Origin of the sequence: Micavibrio sp. TMED2 (genome assembly GCA_002168225.1) — a bacterium.
GTDB lineage: Bacteria > Pseudomonadota > Alphaproteobacteria > TMED2 > TMED2 > TMED2.
On sequence record NHBH01000009.1, the window covers coordinates 502,719 to 524,230 of the forward strand.

Genomic DNA, 21,512 nt, shown 5'->3' on the forward strand with positions numbered 1-21,512 from the left:
GACAGAGATATTGACCATCACGGTTTCGCAAGAAACCGTGATGGTTTCTGTTTTTATGGGCAATCAAGGGTAGCGTTGGGCAATGGAACCCACCCTGACAAGATTCATATGGCGCTTTTCCAAGCGGGACCAGATTGCGGTGCTGGCGCTGACGCTGGCATCGTTCCCGCTGTTGTACCTGACGCTTGAGCTGCCCAAGATCATCATTAACGATGCCCTGTCCGGTGAGCCACATCCCCATGACATCCTGTGGGGCCGGTTCTCGGTCGATGCAGTTGACTACCTGATGCTGCTCTGCGGCGCATTCTTCTGTCTCGTGCTGGCCTCCGGTTTCATGAAGATGCGCATCAACACCTATAAAGGGGTGTTGGGTGAGCGGATGCTGCGTCGTCTGCGCTTCCAGATGCTGGATCGTGTGTTGCGGTTCCCGATGCCGCAATTCCAGCGCACCAGTCAGGGTGAGGTGATCTCTATGGTCGCCTCGGAAACCGAACCGCTCGCCGGTTATGTGGGTGACGCCCTTGCCCTGCCGGCATTTCAGGGCGGCACCATGCTGACCATCCTGATCTTCATGTTCGTGCAGGACCCGATCCTTGGGCTTGCGGCGGCGGCACTGATCCCGGTGCAGGCTGCGATCATCCCGCGCCTGCAGCGACAGGTGAACCTGCTCGGCAAGAAGCGGGTGCTGAAGGTGCGCCAGCTCTCGGAGACCATCGGCGAGAGCATTTCCGGTATCCGTGATATCCGGGTCAACGGTACGGCGCGCTACAGCCTCGCCGGTTTCTCCCAGCAACTGGGCGAGATTTTCGGTATTCGCATGGAGATCTATCAGAAGAAATTCTTCATGAAGGGGCTGAACAACTTCCTCGGCCAGATGACCCCGCTGCTGTTCTATGCCATCGGCGGTTATCTGGTAATTCAGGGGGATTTGTCGATCGGTGCCCTGGTGGCTGCCGTTGCCGCCTACAAGGACCTCGCGGCACCATGGAAAGAGCTGCTGAACTATTATCAGCGCATGGCCGACAGCAATATCAAATACGATCAGCTTTATGAGCAGTTCGTGCCCGATGGTCTGCTTGACAAACAGCTGCAATATTGTCCCGGCACCGAGCCGAAGCCACTCGATGCCGATATCCGCATCAGCAATCTGAGCCTGAACCGGGCCGACGGCACCTCTGTCTTCAGCAACATGTCCCTGAGCATCCCGGCGGGCAGTACGATTGCAATCACCGGCAACGACACCACGGCACAGGAACAATTTGTCGAGCTGCTGACCCGGATCACACAACCGAGCAGTGGTCGTATCACGGTTGGCGATCAGGATATTGCCAGTATCCCGGAGACCATTCTCGGCCCCAATTTCGGTTATGTCGGTCCCGACAGCTACATCTTTAACAACACGGTTTACGACAACGTCTTCCTCGGCATGAAAACCTCTCCGGCGGAAGCGGCGACTACATTGCCGAGCCTGCTGCCGCAGAACAGCGAGGAAGGGCACAAGCTGTGGATCAGGGAAACCGAGGCCGCCGGTAACTCAACCGATCCGTTCCTCACCAACTGGGTGAACTATCAGGCAATCGGTGCCTTTGGTGAGGCGGATGCGCTCAACTGGTGGCTGCAGGTAATAGGCGCGGTCGGTGCGACCGAGACCCTGTTCCGCTTCGGCCTCGATCTGGTCATTGATCCGAATGAGCATGAGAGTTTTGCCGCCCAAATTCTCGGCGCACGCCAGCATGTCCGTCAGCAGCTCGCCAGTCGCAAACTGTCCCATCTGGTCAGGCATTTCGAGTTCGACGAGTACAACACCTATGCCTCCGTCGCCGAGAATATCCTGTTCGGCAATCCGGTGGATGAGCGGCTGTCGCTCGACCGACTGGCGACCAATGACTACTGCTACAGCGTGTTCAAGCAGTTCGACCTCGTCGACACCATTGATGACATCGGCCTGCGGCTGGCGGAAATGCTGGTCGAGATGTTCGAGGATCTGCCGCCCGGCCATGCCTTCTATGAGCAGTTCAGCTTTGTTGACGAGGACACGCTGGAACGGCTCGGCAAAATATTGCGACAGGTGCAGGCCAAGGGGCGCACGTCGCTCAATCGTGAGGCCCGCAATCTGCTCGCGAGCCTGACCTTTGAAATCCGGGTTGAGCGTCACCGCATCGGCCTGATCGATGAAGCCTTGCAGCAGAAGCTGGTGGATGTACGCCATTACTTCCACAAGAACCTGCCGCCGGAGCTGAAAGGTGCCATCGCCAAGTTCTACCCCCATGACTACAACGCCAAGCTGAGCATCAAGGGCAACCTGTTGTTCGGTCGCGTGGCGTTCAGCACTGCCGGAGCCAAGGAAAAGGTCGAGGCGCTGATCGATGAGGTGCTGACCGATCTCGGCATCAAGGATGACGTCATCCTGATGATCCGCAACGTGCAGGCCGGTATCGGTGGCAGCCGCTTGTCGGCTGTGGGCCGTCAGCGGATTGCACTGGCGCGGGCCATCATCAAGCGCCCGAAAATCCTGATTGCCAGTTCGGCAATGCAGGCGGTCTCTGCCGTTGAACGGGATGAGATCAGAAAGCGGATACGGCATCTGCTGCCTGAAACTACGATCATCTGGGTCGATCAGGCGCTGGTCGATACCGATGATCTCAACCGGTTGTTCAAGCTGGAGGATGGTCGTCTGATCGAGCAGTCGCTGGATACCGCCGGTGATGTGCCACAGGATAGGGCGACCGCCTATGGCAACCAGACATCGGTGGTCGATCTGGCGCTTGAGGATGGCCAGCGCGCCGAAATCAGGCTGCTGGCACAGGTGCCGATCTTTGCCCATCTGCAGCCCCAGCAGCTCAAGCTCCTGTCCTTTACAGCAGAACGGCTGCAATTCGATGCCGGAACCAGCTTCTATGAGCCCGGCGACCAGCCCGATGGCGTCTATGTCGTCGTCGATGGTATGGTCGACATGATCCGGGGTGTGCGTGGCGATGAGATGGTTGTTGCGACCCTCGGGCCCGAAGGGGTGATCGGCGAGCTGGAAGTGCTCGCCAATATTCCACGGGTTGCACGGGTGCGGGCGGCTGGTCGTGTTGTGGCCTTGCGGATTGATCCGATGGTCTTCATCAACTTCGTGCGCACCGATCCTGAACTGGCCTTTGCGGTTATTCGTGGTATTGGTCTGCGCTCCATCGGTCGGGCGGATGAATGGCGCCAGCGCACGAACAGTGAAGGCACGGCACCGGTGGCCGAATGATGATGATCGCGTAACGGGAAGAGTTTCATGCTGACAGTGGGTGCACAGTTTCCGGCCTTCGCGCTGAAGGCGGTTGTGGCGACGGACCCGGAGAATGCGGTCATTACCCTGACCGAGCGCTCCAATCCCGAGAAATGGAAGATCATTTTCTTCTGGCCCAAGGATTTCACCGTGGTCTGTCCGACCGAGATTGTCGGTTTTGCCGCGCTGAATCATGAGTTCGAGGCGCGCGGGGCCGTACTCTATGGCGCGTCAATCGATAGTGAGGCGGTGCATCGGGCATGGCGTGAACATCACCCTGACCTGACCCACCTGCCATTTCCGATGCTCTCCGATATCAAACGCGAGTTGTCTGCCGCGCTTGGTATTCTGGATGCCGATGAGGGGGTCAGCATGCGCGCGACCTATATCCTCGATCCAGACAATCGCATCCGACATGTCTCGGTCTATGATCTGAATGTCGGGCGTAATCCGGCAGAGGTTCTGCGCACCCTCGATGCGCTGCAGACCGATGAGCAATGTCCCTGCAACTGGCAGCGCGGCGACCGGACGGTCTCAGCCGCCTGAGTGCTTTATCCCGCACTGTCCTTCTGGTCCTCGGCACTGGCGGCAATCGCCGGGTCGGTGCTGACGATGACCGCTGCCTCAGGCCCTGCCTTCATGCGTTCGCGGTGGATGATGTACAGGCCGCTGGCAACAATGAATACCGAACCGGCGATGGTATGGAAGCCGGGAATGTCACCGAAGACCATATAGCCGTAGAAGGCACCCCAGATCAGCGACAGGTACTCATACGGCGCAAGCAGGCTGGCACTGGCATGACGGAAGGCGAGGGTCAGGCAATATTGCCCGAGACCGCCGAGCACCCCGGTCGCCACATACATCAGGCAGTGCTTTAGGCTCGGCGTCTGCCAGAGCCATGGCATGGTCGTTGCGGCGGCTATTGTCAGGATGGCCGTGGCATAGAAGGTGATGGCGATGGTGGTTTCGGTCTTGCTCATCTGGCGGATGAAGATCAGCACCAGCGCATAGCCGAGCGCGCCGGTGAGGGCGATGGCGGTGGCGATTTCGAAGGCGACATAGCCGGGTCGTACCGCGATCAGGACGCCGATAAAGCCGATCACCACGGCAATCGCGCGATGCCGTCCAACCTTTTCTCCCAACAATGGCACCGCCAGTACAGTCAGGATCAGCGGGCTGGAGAAAATCAGCGCATAGGCATCGGAGAGCGGCAGTTGCTGGAAGCTGTAGACAAAGCAGCAGGCGGTAATAACCATCACCACGCCGCGGCTCAGATGCAGCATCGGACGTCTGGTCTTAAGGGCGCTGAACCCGCCTTCAAATGGCACGAGCAGCAGCAGAACCGGCAGTGCCAGCAGGGAGCGCAGGAAGATGGTCTGGGCAACGCCGTAATCCTGGCTGAGGATCTTGACGATGGCGTCGAGGGTCGCCAGCAGGCTGATACCGGCGATCATGAACAGGATGCCGATGAGCGGGCGTGACGCTGGCTGGGTGGTCATAACAGGCTCAGGATCGGTCACAGCGGTATTGGCGTCGGCGGCACGGTCGATGGTTTCGAGTGCCGGACGATATAGATGGTGGCGGTCATGATGATGATGACACCGACAACCGTGGTCGCACGCGGCAGACTGCCCCAGATCACCAGCCCATAGAAAACGCCCCAGAACATCTGGGTAAACGCCATCGGTGAGATGACCGAGGCATCGGCCTTGGCCAGTGCCGTGACGAGCAGAACCTGCCCGATGGCATAGGCGATGGCGGCCAGCGCGATCAACCCGCCTTGCGACAGGGTTACCGGCGACAGGGCGCTTGGCTCCTGCGACAGGCCGGATAGCTCCATGAAGATGGCAAACGGCACCATCACCAGCAGCAGGGTTATATGGGTATAGATCAGGATCGCCTGTGGCCGGGTCTCGTCCTTCATGCTGCGCAACAGGATGGAGGCACTGGCGAAACAGAAAGCGGCTGACAGCGGTGCAATCGCGGCCTGATTGAGATTGGCGATGTCCGGTTGCAGGATCAGCATGACCCCGGCGAAGCCGATGGCGACGGCAGCCCAGCGCTTGAGCGAGACGGTCTCTTTCAAGACCAGAAACGCCAATACCACGGCCATCAGTGGGCCGGAGAAGGCAATCGCATAGGCATCGGCAATGGTCGGCATGGTGCGATAGCCGTAAAACGCCAGCAAGAGACCAATGCCGCTCAGCGCCCCATTGGTCGCAACCCGGCCCATGAACAATGGCTTCGGTAGCCACTCGCCCTCGGTTCTTCTGGCCCAGATCATGAAGACGACAAGGGCAACAAGGCCGTTCAGCACGATCAGCATATGGGCTGGATAGGCACCATCAAGCAGCTTGGAAATCAGGTCCATACCGGAGAAAACAGCATAGGCACCAAGCCCGAGGGCCGGGCCCAGCATGGGATGGTGGGGAGTGGCAGACGACATAAAACGGCTTTGCTGCCCGATTGCAGCGCAATCAGGTCACGACAGATGAAACTTGATACGGGCAGCAATATCCCAATGGGTAGACAGAAGCAAAACCCATCATGGCATGACGCCTGACATTATCGTCAGCGCGGTAAAAATGCAGTGGCTAGGGGTGCCGAGCCGGGAGCTTATTCTTCTCCGCGTGGCGGTTCGTATTTGTAGAACTGCTCATAGGCTTTGAAGATCCATTTTTCCGGCTCGTATTTGTAGATATTGACGATCTGAACGCCGGTTACCGGGTCCTTGATGGAAACACGATCCTCGCCGGTGAAATCCGCATCGGATTTGTAGACCACAATCCGGCTGTTGATGACGCAGTTATTACCCGTTTCAATATAGCCGGTGCCGAAATCCAGCAGCTTTCCATGCGCTGGTGCCTCAAGTATTTCCAGTTCGGAAAACTCAGGCGGGTTGTTCTCGTTTTCAGAACAATCCGAGCGGCGGTAGCGGCTGAAGACACCGACAAGATCGGTGGCGTCGGCAGGGATGGTTTCAACATTCTCGGTGGTTTCGCTGATGCCCTGTGCGGCGGCTGGCGCTGCGGCAAGTACGGTTGCGGTCAGGAATGTTGCGGCAAGCAGGTGGCTGCAAAAACGAGTGAACATGAAAATCCCTTTCAGATTGATCGTGTCGGAGACTGCCGCAAATCATGCTGCATGTGAGTTTGGTTGCTTGGGAAATTAACACATTCGCGTTTGATTGGCGTGGGAAAATTCAATCAGGCAAGGCTCTCGAAAAAGCCGAACAACAGCCGGGTCAGGGCTTCGCTGCACTCATTGGCCACTTCCAGGGTTTCTTCATGGGTCGGTGGTTTTGACCCTATGCCTTCAGCAAAATTGGTAATGGCCGAGCAGGCGAGAACCCGCATGCCGCAATGATGGGCAACCAGACATTCCGGCACCACCGACATGCCGACCGCATCGCCACCGATGATCTGCAGCATGCGTATTTCGGCCGGGGTTTCAAAATTCGGGCCCAGCAACCCGACATACACGCCCTCATGCAGATTGATGCCGTCAGCAATGGCAATATCAAGCAGCCAGCCGCGCAAATCCATGTCATAGGCAGCATGCATATTGGGAAAACGCGGGCCGATGGCGCTGTCATTGGGGCCTATCAGCGGGTTCTGGCCGGTCATGTTGATGTGGTCGGCGACCATCATCAGATTGCCCGGCCCCATGGAGCGGTTAAGGCTGCCTGCTGCTGCGGTGATGAACAGGATTTCAACCCCGAGTTTGCGGACGGCCCGAAGGGATACCTTGATTGCCTCCAGCCCCTCGGCAATGCCTTCATACAAATGCTGGCGGCCCTGAAAACAGACAATCGGTGATCCACCAAGCCAGCCCATGAGCAATTTGCCCTGATGGCCTTCAACACCGGAGCGGATGAAGTGCGGTATGTCGCTATAATCGATCTCTACCGCGTCCTGCATGGCGGCTGCGATATGGCTTAACCCCGACCCCAGAATCAGTGCAGCACGTGGGCTCCAGTTATCCGGCTTCCGCTGATCGAGGAATGCTGCGGCTTCGTCTACTTTAGGGCTTGAGGTGGGCATTGTCCCTTGTCCTGCCTGACCCGGCGTTAATCGATTGTCCAGCTGTCCGGTGTAGCGGCTATCTGCTCGCCGGTCTCCATGGATTTGACCTCATGCGGTTGCCCATCTTCGAATGGCGGGAACCAGACATAAGGAATGCCCTTTTTGGATGCGTAGCCGATCTGTTTGCCGATTTTAGTTGCTGCGTGGAACATTTCTACATTCATACCACGCTTGCGCAATGTTTTTGCGGTTTCGGCTGCCAGTTCCCGGCGTTCCTCGGACGGCAGGGCAACCAGGACCTGGGTCGGGGTTTTCGGGCCGGTTTTCAGCATGCCGTCAGCGACCATCTTGCCGAAGATACGGGTCAGGCCGATGGAGATGCCAACACCCGGCAGGCGGCGATTGATATAGCTGCCCGCCAGATCATCATAGCGACCACCGGCGATGACACTGCCGAAGCCGGGCAATTCGGTGAACCGGCCTTCATAGACCGTGCCGGTATAGTAATCGAAGCCACGGGCGATTGAGAGGTCGGCCAGAATATCGGCATCCGGCACTTCGCGGACCAGATAATCCATCACGAATTCCAGCTCGCTGACCCCTTCCTCGAGCGTCTCGTGCTCGACACCGAGGGCACGGACCTGAGCGCCGAAGCTGCTGTCGCTGGTCTGGATGGTGGCAAGAGCATGGGCCTTGCGGGCGAGCTCTTCAGCCATGCCGAGCTCGCCGGTCAGGGCGGCCATGACGCCGTCGCTGCCAATCTTGTCGAAACGGTCGAGAATGCGGATGACCGGCACCCGGTCCTCAATGCCGAGACCGGCAAGATAGCCGTCCAGAATCTTGCGGTTGGAGATATGCAGTCGGATCGGGCCGATATCGAGACCAGCAACGCATTCCAGTGCCGCAGCCGGAATCTCGGCGTCAAAATGCAAGGGCAGGTGGTCGACATTGATGACGTCGATATCGCATTGATAGAACTCGCGGAAGCGTCCGTCCTGCGGGCGCTCACCACGCCAGACGCGCTGCATCTGGTAGCGCTTGAACGGGAAGTCGAGATCGTTGAAGTGCTGGGCCACATAACGGGCAAACGGCACGGTCACATCGAAGTGCAGGGCGAGGCGGGATTCCGACTTGTCTGCCTCATCGGCCTGCAGGCGCTGGATGGCATAGATTTCCTTGTCCACCTCACCCTTGGCGAGCAGGACATCCAGTTCTTCGACCGAGGGGGTCTCGATCGAGCAGAAACCATAGCTCTCGAATGCCTTGCGGATATGGTCCATCCAGCGCTGTTCAACCAGCCGCTGTTCGGGGAGCCATTCGGGGAAGCCGCTGACCGGGCGCGGGCGATAAATCTTTTGCTTGCTCATCGAGAGTGATTGTCAATTGCAGGTGGGCGCATTAGGACTAGACCTAATAACAGTAGGGCTAGGCCTTATAACTGTCAGGCAATGCGGGATAGCGGGGATTATGGCCCGCCGTCAATATGTGCCTGCTCAAGGCATATCGCAGTTGTGCCCGGTGCACATGAAAGAATGTCAAAGCCGGTGACAGAATATCGGTGCAGGACGAATTGGCAACAACCCATGTTGATGACAAGCAGACAGACAGCGACAGCAGGGCTGCCGGGTGCGGTATCACCGCCGCTGCGCCCGGCACGGCAGACTGTTTCGCGCTGGCGTGATCTGGCGGTCTGGCTGGTGGCCGGGCTGGTGGCCCTGCCATTGCTGACCGTGCTGTCGCGCCTGTTTGCCTCGACCGATGGTATCTGGGAGCACCTGCAGGAAACCGTCCTGCCGCTCTATATCTCCAACAGTCTGATGCTGGCACTCGGCACCGGTATTTGTTCCCTGATCATGGGTGTCGGCTGTGCCTGGCTGGTGGCCACCACGGCCTTTCCGGGACGGGTCTGGCTGCGCTGGCTGTTGCTCGCCCCTGCCGCGCTGCCAGCCTATGTGGTCGCCTATGCCTATACCGATCTGCTGCAAACCGCCGGACCAATTCAGGAGGCGCTAAGGGGCTATACCGGCTGGCGTGTCGGGGAATACTGGTTCCCGCAGATACGCAGTGTTGGCGGCGCAATCATGGTCATGAGCGCGGTATTCTTCCCTTACGTCTATATCTTCACCATGGTCTCCTTTGCCGCACAGGCCGAGCGCAGCACCAATATCGCCCGCAGCCTCGGGCGCAGCCCCTGGAACAGTTTCCTCACTGTAGCCATTCCCATGGCCCGTCCGGCGATCATTGGCGGGCTGGCACTGGTGGTGATGGAGACACTAGCGGATTTCGGGACGGTCCAGCATTTCGGTATCCCGACCTTCACCACCGGCATTTATCGCACATGGTTTGCCATGGGTGCCCCGGTTGCCGCGACCAAACTGGCGGCAATCCTGTTGCTTGCCATCGGGCTGGTTATGGCGATCGAATATACCTGCCGTGGTCGGGGACGGTTGACCAACAAGGAGCGGACCGGCAGCGGCCATCCATTCATTCATCCGGGGCCGGTCGGGGCATGGTGTGCGACGGTTGCCTGCTGTCTGCCGGTACTGGTTGGCTTTATCCTGCCGGTTGCAGGCCTGATTTATCTGGTAGCCAAGCCCGATGGCATGAACGGCCTCCCGCTGCTGTTTCCGGCCATTGGCGATACCCTCGGCCTTGCGGCGGTTGCCGGGCTGGTCACGGTGGCAATCGCCCTCGGCCTCAGCCTTGCGGTCCGGCATTCGGCACATCGCGCGCGCAAGTCCACGGGCCTTGGTATCAAGCTTGCGACCCTCGGTTATGCGGTGCCGGGGACGGTGCTCGCGGTCGGGATGCTGGTGCCGTTTGGCATGTTTGATCGCTGGTTCAGCCATTTGATGAGCAGCCAGTTCGAGATTAGTGTCGGTCTGGTGCTTACCGGCACGCTGCTCTCGCTGGTCTATGCCTATGCGGTTCGGTTCATGGCGGTCGCGGTGAAGGGGATCGAGCCTGGGGTGGGGCGTCTGCCGCACACCATCAGCGATGCCGCCCGAACCCTCGGTGCTGGTGCCTGGCGGCGCCTGCTGTCGATTTATCTGCCGGTACTCCGGCCCAGCCTGCTGACGGCGATTGTATTCGTGACGGTTGAGGTGGTGAAGGAATTGCCAGCCACGCTGGTCCTGCGCCCGTTCCATGTGGAGACGCTTGCGCTGCTCGCCTATCGATATGCGGCGGATGAGCGGCTGGTGTCGGCGGCCCTGCCATCGCTGATCATTGTCGTGATCGGCATTATCCCGGTCTGGCTGCTCGGGCGCACCATGTTTCGCCGCAGTGGCGCATAACAAAAAAGCCCGATCTGGCGAGACCGGGCTTTTTCATTCGTAATATTGTGAGCTTATTTCCAGCCGACCTGATCGGCAATCATCAGCGCGGTCGGATTGTTCTTGCCGAACACACTGGCATTCAGCGCGTCTTCCTTGAACTCACCGATCAGTTCGAGAGCGGCAACCGGGGTGACCGCCGGGTTGGCCGGGTACTCGTTGTTGGAATTGGCAAACATTGCCTGCGCTTCCGGTGAGGAAAGGTATTCCAGAAACTTGATGGCCTCGTCCTTGTTCGGAGCGGTAGCGATCACACCGGCACCACTGATGTTCACATGTACGCCGCGACCATCCTGATTTGGGGTGATGAAGCGCACAGCATCGGCAACAGCCTTGTCCGCAGCATCGTCGGAGGTGACGAGACGCATGTAATAGTAGTGGTTAGCAACCGCGAAGTCGCATTCACCGGCGGCAACGGCACGGATCTGGTCGGTGTCGCCACCCTGCGGATCGCGGGCCATATTGTCCTTGATGCCTTGCGCCCAGTCGCGGGCACCATCCTCGCCATGGGCAGCGATCATGGAGCCGATCAGTGACTGGTTGTAGATGTTGTTCGATGAGCGGATGCAGACTTCGCCCTTATAGGCCGGGGTTGCGAGGTCTTCATAGGTTGCGGGCACATGACCCTCGGCAACCCGATCCTTGGCATAAACGATGCCGCGTACGCGTTTAGACAGGCCAAACCACAGGCCTTCCGGGTGGCGGATAGCTGCCGGGATGTTGGCATCAAGGGTTTCCGACTGGATCGACTGGAACAGCTCGTTGTTCTCCGCGCGCCAGAGGCGACCGGCATCGACGGTGATCAGGATATCGGCCGGGCTGGCATCGCCCTCGGCATGGATACGCTCCATCAGCGCATCTTCCTTGCCCTCGATCAGGTTGACCTCAATACCCGTTTTTTCGGTGAACAGTTCATAGAGGTGGCGGTCGGTATCGTAATGACGACCGGAATAGATATTCACTTCTGCTGCCTGGGCGGTTGGAGCCATGATGGCAATCCCAGCCAGAACGGCACTGGCGGCAAGCAGGTTGTGTGTAAAGGCGCGCATGGTTTTGTCTCGCGATAGGGAAGGGGAGAGGCTGGGCGCTTAATTGAGAGCGCTTCTCATTTGCAGAGCGGTATCGCGTCTGCAAAGTCGGGTCAAGTGATTTTGAGACTGATTTTCATACAGCTTTGCCGCTCAGGGGCGGACATGCGTGGTTTCTCGTGATAGTATCGGCTGCACTATGGGGTGGAACGGCGATAATTACCGATGATAGTCAGTAAGCCATGGCGCGCATTTGGGCTGCTCGCGCTTGGAATTTGCATGTTGCTGGGTGCGCAGGGCGTAGCGCTGGCCGATTGTGATGCACCCAGCACGTTGCCGAGCCTTGAGGTCAAGGTTGTGCCGTGGGATGTGCGCTATGACTATACCCGCTCTCAGGCCGAGCTGACCGCCTTTGTCGACAAGCAGGCTTGGCTCAGCAATGGCCATCATGCCCGTGGTCTCTATCGCTCAGAAATCATGCACCGGCAGTTGATCGACTTCAATGAAGAGCTCGGCGGCTGGGCCAGCCCGAACTGCCTCGGCCTGTCACGGGTTTCGATTGAGCTGACCTATTACCAGCCGACAATCTATCTCGCCAAGGAACTGGCCTGGGCCCGTTGTGTGGCTAATGAAGTCCGTCGACACGAGCAGAAGCATGCTCTTGTTGACCGGGAAATGATGGAGTGGATGCACGCTTACCTGCAGGGTGAGCTGGTCAAATGGGCCGGATTAAATCTGGTGCATGAGGTGCCGGATATGTTGTCCGGCAAGGCGGAGATGGCGCGCGATCTGAACGCCATGGTGAAACGCGCTATTGATGTCTATACCGACAAACGAAACCAGCGCCAGATCGCCATTGATACGCCGCAGGAATACAAACGCATCGAACTCGCCTGTCCGAACAACTGATCGGTGCGCTCAATCAGGCGATGGCAGAAGTAGTCAACCGGTCTTGCTGAGGCCACGCCCGCCGGATCTGCCACGATCCTCTTCAAACAGTTCAGCCAGACTGTTCATCATGGTGCCGCCCAGTTGTTCGGCGTCGACGATGGTGACCGCGCGGCGATAATAGCGGGTGACGTCATGACCGATGCCGATGGCGGACAGCTCAACCGGGCTGCGGCGTTCGATCTGGTCGATCACCTCGCGCAGATGCCGCTCCAGATACCCGCCGGGATTGACTGACAGGGTGCTGTCATCCACCGGCGCACCATCGGAGATCACCATCAGGATCTTGCGTTGCTCAGGCCGGGATTTCAAGCGCTGGCTGGCCCATAGCAGGGCTTCACCATCGATATTTTCTTTCAGGATACCTTCGCGCAGCATCAGGCCGAGATTCTTGCGCGCTCGTCGCCACGGCTCATCAGCTGATTTATAGACAATGTGCCGGAGGTCATTGAGTCGACCGGGTCGTTCGGGCTTGCCGGATGAAATCCACTTCTCCCGTGCCATGCCGCCTTTCCATGCCTTGGTGGTGAAGCCGAGAATTTCGACCTTCACACCGCAGCGCTCAAGGGTGCGGGCGAGGATATCGGCGCTGACCGCTGCAATGGAAATCGGGCGACCGCGCATGGAACCGGAATTATCGATCAGCAGCGTGACAATGGTATCCCGGAACTCCATGTCCTTTTCCTGCTTGTAGGACAGGGGCAGTTGCGGGTTGGCGACCACGCGGGACAGACGGGCACTGTCGAGTAAGCCTTCTTCCAGATCGAAATCCCAGGCACGGGTCTGTTTCGCCAGCAGGCGGCGTTGCAGCCGGTTGGCCAGTCGCGAAATAACGCCCTGCAAATGGCTCAACTGCTGGTCGAGCAGCATCCGCAGGCGGGTCAGTTCCTCGGTATCACACAGATCGGCTGCGGCAATGACCTCGTCATAATCCTTGGTAAAGGCGCGGTAGCCCTGATTGGCGCTGTCCAGATCATGGCTCGGGTCGGGACGGTTCTGGGGCTGGCCGGGTTCTTCCACACCCATGCCGTCATCCATGTCGGCGCTGTCGTTTTCGTCCTGAGCCTCACCGATGTCGACTTCCTGCGCATCCTGCCCGGAGGCATCACTCATGATGTCGTTGTCGTCATCGCTCTGGGCATCGCCGCGGGACTGGTTGTCCTGTTGATCCTGATCCTCGTCGGGATTATCGCCGTCGCTGTCATCCTTGTCGTCGACGTCCTGATCGTCGGTGAAGTCGGTTTCGAGCCGGTTCAACAGGCTGCGGACCGCCTGCCCATAGGCTTCCTGATCCTCGAGCAGCTTGCCCAGATCATTGAGCTGTTTGCCGGCACGTGTTTCCACGAAGGGGCGCCAGAAGTCGACGGCTTTGGTCATGCCCGGTGGTGGCGCATCGCCGGTGAAGGCTTCGCGAGCCAACTGGTGCAGGGCTTCCGCCAGAGGCACGTCTTCGCGGCTCTGGCTATTTTCGTAACCGGCGCGGCGACAGCGCTCGATCATCGAGGCGGTCAGATTGGCGCGGGTGCCGATCATGTGCTGGGCACCGAGCGCTTCGCAGCGCGCCTGTTCCATTGCTTCGAATACCTCGCGGGCGGTTTCCCCGGTCGGCAAGGCGCTTTGATGGGTGCTCTGATTGTGATAGCGGCGGCGCAGGGCGGCGGCATCGGCCGAGCCACGCACCAGCGCGGCATCGGCGGCATTGAGGTCGCGGGCCGGCATGGCGATACGGGCGCGTTTGCCCTGCAGGCGGGCAGGCACATCCGCGCTGAACGCCACCTCAAGCTCGTGGTCCCGGGCAATGGCACGGGTTACGGCGGTGGTGGCGCGCTTGAACTTCTCAACGGGATGGTCGTCGGCATCTGCCATATGCTTGCCTGTGTCGTGCCTTAGGCTCTTGCGGTCACCACGCCGGTTTCCGGCAGTTCGGTGCCGAAGCAGCGCTGATAGAACTCGGCCACGGTCGCGCGTTCCAGTTCATCACATTTGTTGAGGAAGCTGACGCGGAAGGCAAAGGCGAGATCGCCGCCGAAAATTTCGGCATTCTCGGCCCATGTGATTACCGTCCGTGGCGACATGACCGTCGAGAGGTCACCGATCATGAAGGCATCGCGGGTCAGCCCGGCGAGGCGCACCATGGCGTCGATCTTCTCCTTGCCCTCCGGATTGTCATATGACGCAAGCTTGGCGAGCACGATCTTGGCCTCGGCGTCATGGGGCAGGTAGTTGAGGCTGGCGACGATGTTCCAGCGGTCCATCTGGCCCTGGTTGATCTGCTGCGTGCCGTGATACAGGCCTGTGGTGTCGCCAAGGCCGACCGTATTCGAGGTCGCGAACACCCGGAAGGCCGGGTGCGGGTGGATCACGCTGTTCTGGTCGAGCAGGGTCAGCTTGCCTTCCACTTCGAGCACGCGCTGGATCACGAACATGACATCGGGGCGACCGGCATCATATTCATCGAAAACGAGGGCGCATGGGCGTTGCAGCGCCCATGGCAACAGGCCTTCCTTGTACTCGGTTACCTGCTGGCCATCGCGCAAGACGATGGCATCCTTGCCGATCAGGTCGATCCGGCTGATATGGCTGTCGAGGTTGATGCGGATACAGGGCCAGTTGAGCCGTGCTGCCACCTGTTCGATATGGGTGGATTTACCGGTGCCGTGATAGCCCTGAACCAGCACCCGGCGATTGCGCGCATAACCGGCGAGGATCGCCATGGTGGTGTCATGGTCAAAACGATAGGTTTCGTCGATGGTCGGGACATACTCGCTGGGTGCAGAGAAGCCGGGCACTTCCATGTCGGTATCGAGGCCGAATGTCTGGCGTACAGACACCGTGATATCCGGATGGGCATTCGGGTCCAGCCCGCCGTTAATGGCGTTTTCCGACTTGGCAATCGCAGCAGAGCTCATGAGTTCATCTCGAAATTATGTTACGGCGCTTGGGTCCTCTGACCGTCGCCTTTGGGTGGGGCATTGCAATCAAATTCATATGTGCAAGACCAAGACCGTAGCGGGCCTGTAATCCGGCGTCCAGTCGACAAAACCCAATTTCACAGGAAATTCCATTATCGGCCCGGATTGGCGCTTTATGCGTCTGCCGGGCTGCTGATTTTCTCAAATGCGGTGCGCAGAACGCTATAGGCCTGACTGATCGCCTTGAACTTCTCTTCCGATGCCGGATCGCCGCCATTCACATCTGGGTGGTGCTTCTTCACCAGTTGCTTGTAGCGGGCCTTGATCTTGTCGAAATCGACCGGTGGCTCCAGATCGAGTACGGCGAGGGCATCGATCTCGGCACGGGCGGCCTCGCTGTGCTGCGCCCGTTGTTCCCGGCGCCACTGTTTCTGTTTTTCAGCCCGGACGAAGGGATCATCATCACCGACGCCGAAGTGTCGGCGCACCTTGTCGCGCAACTGGTCTTCCATGTTGCCCCGGCTGCCCATGCGCCATGTTGGGCGGTCCCAGGTGTGGGCATTGCGCTGGTGGCTGTCGATGTCATGGGCCGACATGCCGGAGAAGTAGTTCCACTTGGCGTTGTACTCGCGCGCATGTTCCATGCAGAACCAGTAATACTCGTTCATATGGTCACGGGATTTCGGTGCGCGGTGCTCGGCACATTCGGTACAGCCCGGCGCTTCGCACACCCGGTCGGGTGGTGCTTCCTTCTGGTCCATCCATTTGAAGGACGATCTGTACTGTCTGCGTGCCATGGTTTCAGAAGTATGGGTTGATAGGCGGGGCAGGGCAAGCGGCCCGGTGCGATAAAATTGGCAGAAAAGTAAGGTTTTTTACTTGACCAAACCCTGATCGCTGGCTTTTTGCGGGGTTTTTCCCAGTCGCTCGGCCCCTGTTGTTGGCGACAATCCCGGGCAAATCGGAATTGGCAGCGGTTTCTCCTGTCAGATGCCTTCTGATTCTGCTGCGGCATGTCAATGGCGCGAAGGTTGATGATATCCGATATGGCGGAACTTATTGCGCATCCGGTCACAACTTGTCACTAAGTCAGCATACCTGTCGCCGCATATGAGGGATGATGATGAGCGTTGCCGATACCATGCAGGACAAACTGGTTGCCGCCTTCCAGCCTGTAACCATTGCCCTGAAAGATGAAAGCCACCGACACGAAGGCCATGCCGGTCATGATGGCCGCGGGGAATCCCATTTCCGGCTGACGCTGGTCTCCGACGCCTTCGCTGGCAAGTCGCGGGTCGAGCGGCAACGCATGGTGCACAAGGTGCTGGCCGATGAACTGGCGGACCGGGTGCATGCACTTGCACTCAAACTGCAAGCGCCTGAAGAAGTTATTGATAAACAATAGCTAATTTCTTCGTGAGCCATTTGCGCGCCATGGTTGCAAAATCATGGCATCTGCAATTTTGGTCTTGTGTTCGCTTTTAGTTCCTACAATAGTGCTCTTGCGACTGCGGTTGTCATGATTTGTTCTTTTTGTGGGAGGTATGCGATGAACAAGCCTGAGCAAGATAAGGCTGAGCAGGACGGGCCGGATCAAAACAGGCCAGATGTCTTCAAACCCAAGATGAGCGCATTGGAGCGGGCGACGTCAACCACGCTGGTCGGACGGAATATCCGGGTCAATGGGCGACGCACCAGCGCCCGGCTGGAGCCTTCCATGTGGACGGCATTTTACGACATTGCCCGGCGAGAAGGACGGCATGTGGATGATATCGCAACGGAAATTGCCAATCTGAAGCGGCCTGAAACATCACTGACTGCGGCTTTACGTGTTTTCATCATGGCCTATTACCGCGAGGCGGCAACCGAACAGGGTCACAAGGATGCAGGCCATGGCATGCGCGAGCCAGCGCAGGTCTGGAGCAATCAAGGCACCTTCAGCGAGGCTCTTGAGGCGGTTTCACAGCTTGTGAGTGTCGCTGCCTGATAACCGTAACCTCTTTAATCCATGCTCTGCTGGCATCGGCGCACCAGCAGATCATGAAAAAGGGGCCGGATGGACCGGCCCCGAAGCTGTTCCGACCTGCGGTCGGACTGATCAGCCGAAGGTGACGGTCAGGATTTCATAGGACTTGCTGCCGCCGGGGGTGGCAACCTCGACTGAGTCACCTACCTGCTTGCCGATCAGGGCGCGGGCCAGTGGCGAGCTGACCGAGAGCAGGCCGCTTTTGATGTCTGATTCGTACTGACCGACGATTTGATAGGTCACTTCCTCGTCGGTATCCTCGTCAGCCAGCTCGATCTTCGCACCGAACTTGACGGTATCGCCGCTGAGGGTTGCCGGATCGATGACCTCGGCACGCGCCAGCATGTCTTCCAGCTCGGCAACCCGGCCTTCAATAAAGCTCTGGCGCTCGCGGGCGGCATGATACTCGGCGTTCTCAGACAGGTCGCCGTGCTCGCGGGCCTCGGCGATTGCCTTGATTACATTCGGGCGCTCAACGGTTTTCAGGTTCTTGAGCTCTTGTTCCAGACGGGCGTGACCCGTTGCTGTCATTGGTGCCTTATCCATGGCGATATTCTTTCAGCCTCTTGCCTCAAGGGGCCACATCCCGGCTTCCGGTTGTGACCAATAGAAAATTTACGCCCGGTCGCTGTTCTCATGGAAAACAACAGCAACCGGTCGTCCACATCCCCTGATCTCACGGGGGACGAGGTATCCAGTCTAGTAGGATCCCTGAAGGTACGACTGCAGGGGTTCGACGGTCATCTCGCCCTCGCGGAGGGCTGCAATGGCCGCGACTGCGGCGCGTGCACCGGCAACAGTCGTGTAATACGGAATGTTATTGACCAAAGCCGTGCGTCGCAAGCTAAAGCTGTCGGAAATTGCACGACGACCATCCGTAGTGTTGAAAACCAGTGCGATCTGGCCATCAATCATGGCGTCCACGATATGCGGCTGACCTTCCAGAACCTTGTTGATCTGGGTGGTCTCGACACCGTTATCGCTCAGATATTTCGCAGTGCCGCGAGTGCCGATGATGCGGAAACCGAGTGCCGCCAGTTCCTTCGCCAGTGGCAGGAAGGCCGGTTTGTCGCCCTCGCGCACCGAGATGAACACATTGCCCATCAGTGGCAGGGTAACGCCGGCACCGAGCTGTGCCTTGGCAAAGGCGATGGCGAAATCGCGGTCGAGGCCCATGACCTCGCCGGTGGATTTCATCTCCGGTCCGAGGATCACATCGACGCCGGGGAAGCGGTTGAACGGGAATACCGCTTCCTTGACCGCGGTATGGCCGAGCGGTTTTTCGCTCAGGTTGAAGCTGGCGAGTTTCTCACCAGCCATGACCCGTGCGGCGATCTTGGCAATCGGCACGCCGGTCGCCTTGGCAACAAACGGCACGGTCCGTGAGGCACGTGGGTTGACCTCAAGCAGATAGACGACCTCGTCCTGAACGGCATATTGCACATTCATCAGGCCAACCACCTTGAGCGCCTTGGCGAGACGGGCGGTCTGGTCTTTGATATCGGCCAGCACCTTCTCTGACAGGGAGTAGGGGGGCAGTGAACACGCGCTGTCGCCGGAGTGAATGCCGGCTTCCTCGATATGCTCCATGATCCCGGCAATGAAGACCGTGTCCTCATCGGCGAGGGCGTCCACATCGACCTCAATCGCGCCCTGCAGATAGCCGTCGATAAGAATTGGGTTATCGCCGGAGACGACCACCGCATTCTCCATGTAACGGCGCAGGCCGGCAACATCGTGGACAATCTCCATGGCCCGGCCGCCCAGAACATAGGAGGGGCGGATAACCAGCGGATAACCAACGTCGACGGAGGCTGCTTCGGCTTCCTCAAGCGTGCGGACAATGGCGTTTGCCGGTTGCTTCAGGTCCAGTTCCTGCAGCAGCTTCTGGAACCGCTCACGGTCCTCGGCGAGGTCGATGGCGTCAGGTGAGGTACCGAGCACCGGAATATTGGCGGCCAAAAGATCATGAGCCAGTTTCAGCGGGGTCTGGCCGCCGAGCTGGACGATCACGCCCATGACGGTGCCGTTTTCCTGTTCCCGACGCACAATGTCGATGACGTTTTCCGAGGTCAGCGGCTCGAAATAGAGGCGGTCTGCGGTATCGTAATCGGTGGAAACGGTTTCCGGGTTGCAGTTGATCATGATGGTCTCATGACCGGCCTCGCGGCAGGCCATAACCGCATGAACGCAGCAATAATCGAACTCGATGCCCTGACCGATCCGGTTCGGACCGCCGCCAAGGATGATGACCTTGTTGCGGTCGCTCGGCTCCGCTTCACATTCTGGCGCATTGACACCGTCGCCCTCGTAACAGGAGTAGAAATACGGGGTCGGTGATGGGAACTCGGCAGCACAGGTGTCGATGCGCTTGAATACCGGTTTCACATCATGGGCGAGACGGGCATCGCGGACCGCACCGGCCTTCTGACCGGTCAGCTTGGCAATCCGCTCATCGGCAAAGCCGAGTTTCTTGAGGCGCATCCATTCTTCCGGGGTGTCCGGCAGACCATTGGCCTTCAGACCGGTTTCGGCACGGATGATGTCTTCGATCTGATGCAGGAACCACGGGTCATAATGGGTGATCTCGTGAATTTCCTCAACGGTCACACCGAGGCGCATGGCCTGGGCGACGCTCAGCAGACGGTCCGGCACAGGGGTGCTGAGCGCGGCACGGATGGTGGTGTCGCTTGGCTCGGTCTCGCCGTCATTGAGTTCAAAGGCGGTTTCGTCGAGGCCGGTCAGGCCGGTTTCCATGGAGCGCAGCGCTTTCTGGTAACTCTCGGCGAAGGTACGGCCGATGGCCATGACCTCACCCACTGACTTCATCGCGGTGGTCAGATATGGCTCGGCACCACGGAACTTCTCAAAGGCAAAGCGCGGAATTTTGGTGACCACGTAATCAATGGTAGGCTCGAAACTAGCCGGGGTAACGCCACCGGTGATGTCGTTATCAAGTTCATCCAGCGTGTAGCCGACAGCGAGCTTTGCCGCCACCTTGGCAATCGGGAAGCCGGTTGCCTTGGACGCCAGCGCCGATGAGCGGCTGACCCGTGGGTTCATTTCGATCACCACCATGCGGCCATTGTCGGGGTTGACCGCGAACTGGACGTTCGATCCGCCGGTATCGACGCCGATTTCCCGCAGACAGGCAATCGATGCGTTGCGCATCAACTGGTATTCCTTGTCGGTCAGGGTCAGGGCCGGGGCCACGGTGACGCTGTCGCCGGTATGGATGCCCATCGGGTCCACATTCTCGATCGAACAGATGATGATGCAGTTATCCGCCTGATCGCGGACCACTTCCATCTCATATTCTTTCCAGCCGAGGACGCTTTCCTCGACCAGAACCTCGCCGACCCGTGACGCGCGCAGGCCGCTGGAGACAATGTCGACAAACTCCGCCTTGTTATAGGCGATGCCGCCGCCGGTACCACCGAGGGTAAAGCTCGGGCGAATGATTGCGGGCAGGCCGGTATCCTCAAGCGCGTTGAGCGCTTCCTCAAGCGAGTGAACGACCGCGCTGCGGGGTGATTCCAGACCGATTTTTGACATTGCCTCACGGAATTTCAGGCGGTCCTCGGCTTTCTCGATCGCTTCCTGATTGGCACCGATCAGCTCAATGCCAAGCTCCTTCAGCGTGCCGTCCTCGGCCAGTGCCAGTGCGGTATTGAGCGCCGTCTGGCCGCCCATGGTTGGCAGCAGGGCGTCGGGGCGCTCCTTCTCCAGGATCGCGGCAACCGCATTCGGGGTGATCGGCTCGATATAGGTGGCGTCCGCCATCCCCGGATCGGTCATGATCGTCGCCGGGTTCGAGTTGATCAGAATGACGCGGTAGCCTTCCTCGCGCAGGGCCTTACAGGCCTGGGCGCCGGAATAGTCGAATTCGCAAGCCTGACCGATAACAATCGGGCCAGCGCCGATGATCGCGATGGATTTGATGTCTTCACGTTTGGGCATGGTGATGGCTGTCTTT

General features: G+C 58.9%; 17 protein-coding genes. 6 read left to right on the top strand and 11 right to left on the bottom strand.

The window, feature by feature from the left end; genetic code table 11:
* The first annotated feature begins 82 nt into the window (after positions 1 to 82).
* Both CBB62_14025 and CBB62_14030 read left to right on the top strand, forming a co-directional pair.
* On the top strand, positions 83 to 3,241 hold the full coding sequence (locus CBB62_14025) for a hypothetical protein (protein ID OUT39487.1): 3,159 nt from the start codon (positions 83 to 85) through the stop codon (positions 3,239 to 3,241).
* Between the two features lie 27 nt (positions 3,242 to 3,268).
* Positions 3,269 to 3,808 (top strand): alkyl hydroperoxide reductase, encoded by a 540-nt coding sequence (locus CBB62_14030; GenBank protein OUT39488.1) that lies wholly within the window; start codon positions 3,269 to 3,271, stop codon positions 3,806 to 3,808.
* A 5-nt stretch (positions 3,809 to 3,813) separates the two neighbouring features.
* Here the strand turns inward: CBB62_14030 and CBB62_14035 are convergent, their stop codons facing one another.
* The 5 genes from CBB62_14035 to CBB62_14055 all read right to left on the bottom strand — a co-directional run bounded on the left by CBB62_14035 (position 3,814) and on the right by CBB62_14055 (position 8,654).
* Positions 3,814 to 4,761: a hypothetical protein gene (locus CBB62_14035; protein ID OUT39489.1), complete on the bottom strand. Its 948-nt coding sequence runs from the start codon at positions 4,759 to 4,761 to the stop codon at positions 3,814 to 3,816.
* 17 nt (positions 4,762 to 4,778) lie between these two features.
* The gene (locus tag CBB62_14040; protein ID OUT39490.1) at positions 4,779 to 5,708 is read right to left on the bottom strand and encodes a hypothetical protein; all 930 of its coding nucleotides are present in this window, start codon (positions 5,706 to 5,708) and stop codon (positions 4,779 to 4,781) included.
* Between the two features lie 170 nt (positions 5,709 to 5,878).
* Positions 5,879 to 6,355: a hypothetical protein gene (locus tag CBB62_14045; GenBank protein ID OUT39491.1), complete on the bottom strand. Its 477-nt coding sequence runs from the start codon at positions 6,353 to 6,355 to the stop codon at positions 5,879 to 5,881.
* A 113-nt stretch (positions 6,356 to 6,468) separates the two neighbouring features.
* Entirely contained in the window at positions 6,469 to 7,305 is an 837-nt protein-coding gene (locus CBB62_14050; GenBank protein ID OUT39492.1) for a purine-nucleoside phosphorylase, read from the bottom strand.
* A 26-nt stretch (positions 7,306 to 7,331) separates the two neighbouring features.
* Complete coding sequence (locus tag CBB62_14055; protein ID OUT39493.1) at positions 7,332 to 8,654, bottom strand: histidine--tRNA ligase; 1,323 nt, start codon at positions 8,652 to 8,654, stop codon at positions 7,332 to 7,334.
* 81 nt (positions 8,655 to 8,735) lie between these two features.
* On the opposite strand from CBB62_14055, the gene CBB62_14060 reads away from it, so the two are divergent.
* Positions 8,736 to 10,583, top strand: a complete 1,848-nt coding sequence (locus tag CBB62_14060; GenBank protein OUT39494.1) for a hypothetical protein — start codon at positions 8,736 to 8,738, stop codon at positions 10,581 to 10,583.
* Positions 10,584 to 10,636: 53 nt separating this feature from the next.
* On the opposite strand, the gene CBB62_14065 is transcribed toward CBB62_14060, so the two are convergent.
* Entirely contained in the window at positions 10,637 to 11,671 is a 1,035-nt protein-coding gene (locus tag CBB62_14065; GenBank protein ID OUT39495.1) for a Fe(3+) ABC transporter substrate-binding protein, read from the bottom strand.
* Between the two features lie 258 nt (positions 11,672 to 11,929).
* Here CBB62_14065 and CBB62_14070 point away from each other — a divergent pair, with 258 nt between their 5' ends.
* Complete coding sequence (locus tag CBB62_14070) at positions 11,930 to 12,559, top strand: hypothetical protein (protein ID OUT39496.1); 630 nt, start codon at positions 11,930 to 11,932, stop codon at positions 12,557 to 12,559.
* Between the two features lie 33 nt (positions 12,560 to 12,592).
* On the opposite strand, the gene CBB62_14075 is transcribed toward CBB62_14070, so the two are convergent.
* The 3 genes from CBB62_14075 to CBB62_14085 form a co-directional block, all read right to left on the bottom strand.
* Positions 12,593 to 14,464, bottom strand: a complete 1,872-nt coding sequence (locus tag CBB62_14075; GenBank protein ID OUT39497.1) for a cobaltochelatase subunit CobT — start codon at positions 14,462 to 14,464, stop codon at positions 12,593 to 12,595.
* A gap of 20 nt (positions 14,465 to 14,484) precedes the next feature.
* A complete protein-coding gene (locus CBB62_14080; protein ID OUT39498.1) occupies positions 14,485 to 15,507 on the bottom strand; it encodes a cobaltochelatase subunit CobS in 1,023 nt (340 codons plus the stop codon).
* Positions 15,508 to 15,683: 176 nt separating this feature from the next.
* The gene (locus CBB62_14085; protein OUT39499.1) at positions 15,684 to 16,307 is read right to left on the bottom strand and encodes a hypothetical protein; all 624 of its coding nucleotides are present in this window, start codon (positions 16,305 to 16,307) and stop codon (positions 15,684 to 15,686) included.
* Positions 16,308 to 16,633: 326 nt separating this feature from the next.
* Here CBB62_14085 and CBB62_14090 point away from each other — a divergent pair, with 326 nt between their 5' ends.
* Positions 16,634 to 16,915 (top strand): BolA family transcriptional regulator, encoded by a 282-nt coding sequence (locus CBB62_14090; protein ID OUT39834.1) that lies wholly within the window; start codon positions 16,634 to 16,636, stop codon positions 16,913 to 16,915.
* A gap of 219 nt (positions 16,916 to 17,134) precedes the next feature.
* On the top strand, positions 17,135 to 17,497 hold the full coding sequence (locus tag CBB62_14095) for a hypothetical protein (GenBank protein OUT39835.1): 363 nt from the start codon (positions 17,135 to 17,137) through the stop codon (positions 17,495 to 17,497).
* A gap of 111 nt (positions 17,498 to 17,608) precedes the next feature.
* On the opposite strand, the gene CBB62_14100 is transcribed toward CBB62_14095, so the two are convergent.
* Both CBB62_14100 and CBB62_14105 read right to left on the bottom strand, forming a co-directional pair.
* A complete protein-coding gene (locus tag CBB62_14100) occupies positions 17,609 to 18,082 on the bottom strand; it encodes a transcription elongation factor GreA (GenBank protein OUT39500.1) in 474 nt (157 codons plus the stop codon).
* Between the two features lie 153 nt (positions 18,083 to 18,235).
* Positions 18,236 to 21,496 carry a carbamoyl phosphate synthase large subunit gene (locus CBB62_14105; GenBank protein OUT39501.1) on the bottom strand — a complete coding sequence of 1,087 codons (3,261 nt, stop codon included), beginning with the start codon at positions 21,494 to 21,496 and terminating at the stop codon, positions 18,236 to 18,238.
* Positions 21,497 to 21,512: the final 16 nt, after the last annotated feature.